General features: G+C 39.0%; 6 protein-coding genes. 2 read left to right on the top strand and 4 right to left on the bottom strand.

Annotated features, from left to right (window positions below):
• The first annotated feature begins 197 nt into the window (after positions 1-197).
• Together B4237_RS02495 and B4237_RS02490 are read left to right on the top strand one after the other, a co-directional pair.
• A complete protein-coding gene (locus B4237_RS02495; protein WP_286941207.1) occupies positions 198-1,421 on the top strand; it encodes a tyrosine-type recombinase/integrase in 1,224 nt (407 codons plus the stop codon).
• Positions 1,421-1,645, top strand: a complete 225-nt coding sequence (locus B4237_RS02490; protein ID WP_286941205.1) for a hypothetical protein — start codon at positions 1,421-1,423, stop codon at positions 1,643-1,645. Before B4237_RS02495 ends, B4237_RS02490 begins: the two co-directional genes overlap by 1 nt.
• A 184-nt stretch (positions 1,646-1,829) precedes the next feature.
• Here the strand turns inward: B4237_RS02490 and B4237_RS02480 are convergent, their stop codons facing one another.
• The 4 genes from B4237_RS02480 to B4237_RS02465 form a co-directional block, all read right to left on the bottom strand.
• On the bottom strand, positions 1,830-2,198 hold the full coding sequence (locus tag B4237_RS02480; protein ID WP_286941209.1) for a hypothetical protein: 369 nt from the start codon (positions 2,196-2,198) through the stop codon (positions 1,830-1,832).
• Positions 2,198-2,707 carry a lysozyme gene (locus B4237_RS02475; RefSeq protein WP_286941203.1) on the bottom strand — a complete coding sequence of 170 codons (510 nt, stop codon included), beginning with the start codon at positions 2,705-2,707 and terminating at the stop codon, positions 2,198-2,200. Before B4237_RS02475 ends, B4237_RS02480 begins: the two co-directional genes overlap by 1 nt.
• The gene (locus B4237_RS02470) at positions 2,691-2,963 is read right to left on the bottom strand and encodes a holin (RefSeq protein WP_286941201.1); all 273 of its coding nucleotides are present in this window, start codon (positions 2,961-2,963) and stop codon (positions 2,691-2,693) included. Before B4237_RS02470 ends, B4237_RS02475 begins: the two co-directional genes overlap by 17 nt.
• A gap of 66 nt (positions 2,964-3,029) precedes the next feature.
• On the bottom strand, positions 3,030-5,097 hold a 2,068-nt coding region (locus tag B4237_RS02465; protein WP_286941199.1), incomplete at its 5' end, for a GDSL-type esterase/lipase family protein.

The raw sequence follows: 5,097 nt of genomic DNA, 5'->3' as shown, positions 1-5,097 counted from the left end.
ATCTAAAATGCTTCTAATGATTGAAAGGAAGCACTGATATTCGCTGACGTTCGTTAGTGTTCGACTCAATTTACAGCAGTTACTTTCCAAAATATTTAAAGTCCGTTCACGTTCGCTAGCGTTCGGTGACATCCACAACTTTTGTGAGTAAGATTGTGAGTATTCATTTTTCTTATTAAGTTACTCACAGATTTCTGATGCTCAACGACACCAAAATAAAACAACTTAAACCACAAGATAAGGCTTATCGTGTTGCTGATCAAGGTGGTCTATGCCTCGAAATTCGCACGAATGGATCTAAGCTTTGGCGTTTTAGATATCGTTACTTGGGTACTGCAAAGATGATCAGTCTTGGTGAGTACCCTATCGTTACCTTGGCACAAGCTCGACAAAAGACCTTGGAACAAAAACTACTATTAGACCAAAATATAGATCCATCACAAAATCGCCAAGAAGAAAAGTCTAAGGCCCTTTTAAACCAAGCTTGTACTTTGCAGAGTGTTGCAACTGAATGGTATGACAAACGAAAAGATAAAAAATCTGTAAGCTACAAACGGTCTGTAGAAAAAGCATTTGAAAAAGACATATTCCCCGCTCTTGGGAAGAAGGACATTAAAAAAATCACCGCTTTTGATGTTCTTCAGATGCAAGAAAAGACAATGAAACGTGTTTCTAAACAGGGAAATTATGGTACTGGTGAAAGCACAGCAATTTTTAATAGACAGTTGGTAAGTCAGGTAATTGACTATGCTATTGCAACATCTCGTTGTGAATATAATCCTGTATCTGCACTACGAAACACTGTAGAGCGTCCGCCTAAGATTACGGCAAGACCTATGACTGATGATGAAAAAGCGGTCTTTAATTCAAGATTAGCTTCATACAATGGTGCGACCACTACTAAGAACGCAATTAAAACGCTTATTTATTCAATGCTCAGAACGGTTGAGGTGATTCGCCTACGTTGGGAGTGGGTAAACTTTGATACAGACCTTATTCGCATTCCACCAGCAACTACTGAACAAAGAAATAAAGGTCAACGAAATATTAAAAAAGATCGGGAACATCTAGTCCCTATTTCAATGCAACTAAAGCAAATTTTGCTCGATCAGTTAGAGCAAACAAAAAACAGCGACCTTGTTTTTTCCAGCGTTTTTGATGTTACCAAGAAAATGAATAATACAACTGTGAATCGTGCGCTTGCGAACATGGGATTTGAAAGCCTAACCGCGCATGACTTTCGAGCAACAGCTTCAACTATGCTTCATGGCCTTGGCTATCCATCTGATCATGTTGAAATACAACTTGCACATGTTGATAAAAACGTGGTTCGTGGTACATATAATCATGCGAGTTACTTAGATGAACGAAAAACAATGATGCAAGACTGGGCTGATATTGTTGATAGCTGGGGGAAATAATGCGCTACTTCTACATAAAGAAAGGCAATCTCTATCTGCATATTCAAACAACGACACATGAAGAATATCAAGACTATTCAGATATTGATGCGATGGTAACTCAGCAGCATGTATTTTTAGATGACAAAGAAAATGCGATAAAGTTTTTGGAGAAAAGAGAGGTTGACAGATTTTTGGTGACGCGAGGAAGGAAGTTGAAAGACGTGGAAATTAAGAGAGAGTGATGCTTGCTAATGTTGAACACACTGCAAGCAAACACTAATAGAGTTTTAATTGAGGGCCTTCACCAGTGCTGCATGTTTCGCATCACATTCATTGTACTTAGCTACAGTATCGACAGCCCACAGCAGAATCTCTTTACCAGTGCCACTATCTATTTGATTTAAAGCCGGACATGGTTGCAATAAGTTAGCTGGAATCACTGGCTTTGATAAGACTGTTGATTTCTGACAACCCATCATCATCAATACAGCGATTGAGATAAATAGGACGCTCAACGATCTTTTGCACTGTACGCGTAACGGTTTCGACTTTTTCTCGTTGCTCTGCTTTGATTTTTTCATAGTCTGCACTCGCTTTGTTTGCTTTAGCATTTGCTTCATTCAATGCTTTGTACTGTGCTTGCTCTATTGCCTGTATGCGTTGCTGACATTTCGCTTCAGCATCTTTTAGCTTTCCAGTTTTTACGTTCAGTAGCATCAATGTAATGAGCAATAAAAAAGCGAGAAAACAAATAATGATTTCTCGCCAAAATTTTGCCGCAAATATGAACCCCATCATTGAGCCTCCAGACATTTTTTATGACGCTCAACTTGACGTGTCCACACGCCAAAGCAGTTATTTTTTCGAATGCTACAATCGCGCTTTGCTACGTACTTGTACTTCAACAATGAGTCACAAGCTGCTTTGTACTTGCCTGCTTTTAAATAACGCAGCATTGATGATTTGGCGAAAGTAGGTGTGCCGTATTGATAAGAAAAGTCTAAATACAGATCGTATTCAGCTTGTGATAACTTCACACCCTGTAATGACTTTTTAAACGCGACTTCACGTTTAGAAACATCATTGCGAAGCCATTTATCAGCAGTAGCGCGTGTAATGGGTGGATCATTCATTTTGACTGGAGTGCCATCAGGCTTAAACGTGGACCCATGTCCTTGCGTCGGTCGATCGCCTTTAACTGGGACTACAGGTTTTGCTGTAAAGCCCTCATCATTTTTTATAAGCGTAAAAAAAGCAGCCGAAGCTGCAAGAAAGACTACTGAAATCTTAGTTTTGCTTGACATCGCACTCACCTTTTAAATTTTTTAAACGTAGTTCATATTCTGCTTTCCGCATTTCATGCTCTATTTTTTCTCGCCGATTTCTTTGAAATGCAAAGTAAAATTGAATAACCAAACCAATCACCGCAATAATCAAACCACCCCATGCAATTACATCGATTTTTGCTGCGAATCCCAAAAATGAACCAATACCTGTCAATGGTGTAACCTTTTGACTTATAGCTACTGCACTCGCTTCTAAAGCAGAGTTTTCCGACATTTTTCATTTCTCCAGATAATAAAAAAGCCCTAGTTAGTGCTAAGGCTTGCGCTCTATTGTTTTGTGTTAATAAGTCATGCGTTGAATGATTTGACTTGAATAGAAATTACACATGACTTGTTGACCTGTTAAATTCGGATGAAGTCCATCTGATAAATACCTACCACTTGCTTCCCAAACTTCAAAGTCTTTGATTATTTCAAACCCATACAACCCATCAATTACTGTGAAGCCATAGCGTTTTGCTAATTTCACCATCACATTATTCGAAATTTCCTGATAAACGGGATCGGTATCAGCGCGTTGAGTCTGTGTAGCATAAAAACACACTGCATTTGGGAATGCTTCCCTGATTTTAAAAAGACACCACCGCATAGCTTCGGCTGTTTTTGAAAAATCTAAATCAGCAATATCTTTACTCATCGCAGTTTCATAACTTCCCAATGTATCTATAGGAACTTGTAACGCTTGGTTTGATCTATACCAATTCATGTCGTTAGTCCCTGCATCAAGCATGAAAAATGTTGGATTTCCCCCAATATCAATAGCAGTTTGAACCTGATGTCTCATCTTTTGAAAAGGAAGCTGTGCTGATGTAGTCTCAGCAAATGATGCTCCGCTTTTTGCTAAATTCATGAAGCCAGACAGCTTCAGCGTATCTTTTATGAATTTAGGATAATTGCTAACGTAAGATGCACTGCTATAGTCACCAACATCAACATTTGATGTCTGCACACGAGAATCACCAGCAAAATACCCTATTGCTCCAAATGCGCGGGATATCAACCCTCCAGATGAACCACCACTATTTCTGGATACAATTTGCAGACCATTGATTGCACTAATCCCACGTATGAAAGCAGTATACGAAGTAACGTTAGTTCCGCTTTCAACTTGAATTACATTTAAGTCAGGCGTAGATGCTGAACGTTGTTTAATACTAAATTGAAAAGTTACTGCATTTGCAGGGATTGTAAATGTTGCTGATGTAGCAGTTTTCGGGATCTGAACAACAGATAAAACAACTCCACTTGAATCTTTAAACGCTCCGTATCGCACAAGCTCAGGATTTTGAACCAACCCTGAAATTGTAATATTAGACAAACCTGAAACAATAATTGGCGCAGATGTGATAGAACTTGCTTGTACCAATACTCGCCCATCGCTATAAACCTCGTAACCGTTTAGCGCAGTTGATTTATCAAATAAGTTTTTTCCTGCTGCCGCGCTATTCAGAGAAAATTGCGTATCAGCAAGTGCGATTCCATTAATGTGCGATATAGCACCGTAATCATAACCAATGTAAGGAGTTTTGGTTGTGCCAAATTCAACTTGTGCAATAGAGGCATCTAGTGCATTTAAGTTGTTACTAGATTTTAATGTTATTTGGAAAGAATAAGCGCCAGATGGTACAGGAATGTACCCCTCATTGCTTCCAGATGCTATTCCACCTCCACTAATGAGCAAACCGTTTTGATTTAAAAAACGATAGTAGCGTGTTGCTGCGTTGTTTGCTTGTAATCCACTGACGTAAATACTGTCCTTATTGAAACAGTAAATTAGATCGGATGATACTGCGTTAGCTGTATTTGATAGCGTACCATCTGATCTCACTTCATAATTTGTTAAAACTTTTACAGGATTAAGTTGATTAATAGTTGAAGATGTTCTTTGTGCGCTCATTACATTAACAATATCAGCTTTAAGAAGCTCTAGAACTTTATCAAACGAGTGAAAATATCCCCACGACTGCCAAACACCAGTGTCAGTACGCAGTCGCATGGCAAAAGTTTTTGTGACATTTCCCATAATTGCAACTTGGGTAATCACATTGGCTGTTGTTGGGAAAACTAAGACATGCCCCCACTGTGCAGTTTGTTCAGGGCGATTGGTACTGTCATTCCAGACTGTTCCATTTAATAAAGTATGCGTTCCGTAAGTCGTTAATGTGTTGAAGTCTACAGCGGATGCGTAAGTTTTTGGTTTAAACATGCCGTTTTCATCAGCATAAGCTTTCGCATCATTTAGGTAATTTTTCCCTGTCGGCACCCATTTTGCGGATGGTATTGCATTCGGGTCCCAACGATACTCATCACCTGTTTCATCGTTTCTAGCTACTTGATGATTAAATTCT

This window comes from Acinetobacter sp. UBA6526 (assembly GCF_002434875.1).
GTDB lineage: Bacteria > Pseudomonadota > Gammaproteobacteria > Pseudomonadales > Moraxellaceae > Acinetobacter > Acinetobacter venetianus.
The sequence above is the reverse complement of the archived record's forward strand: the minus strand, read 5'-3'. Positions and strand labels throughout refer to the sequence as shown.

Coding starts and splice junctions, on each gene's coding strand:
- B4237_RS02470 (WP_286941201.1), bottom strand. CDS start 2,963: ATGTCGGAAAACTCTGCTTTAGAAGCGAGTGCAGTAGCTATAAGTCAA.
- B4237_RS02490 (WP_286941205.1), top strand. CDS start 1,421: ATGCGCTACTTCTACATAAAGAAAGGCAATCTCTATCTGCATATTCAA.
- B4237_RS02480 (WP_286941209.1), bottom strand. CDS start 2,198: ATGGGGTTCATATTTGCGGCAAAATTTTGGCGAGAAATCATTATTTGT.
- B4237_RS02475 (WP_286941203.1), bottom strand. CDS start 2,707: ATGTCAAGCAAAACTAAGATTTCAGTAGTCTTTCTTGCAGCTTCGGCT.
- B4237_RS02495 (WP_286941207.1), top strand. CDS start 198: ATGCTCAACGACACCAAAATAAAACAACTTAAACCACAAGATAAGGCT.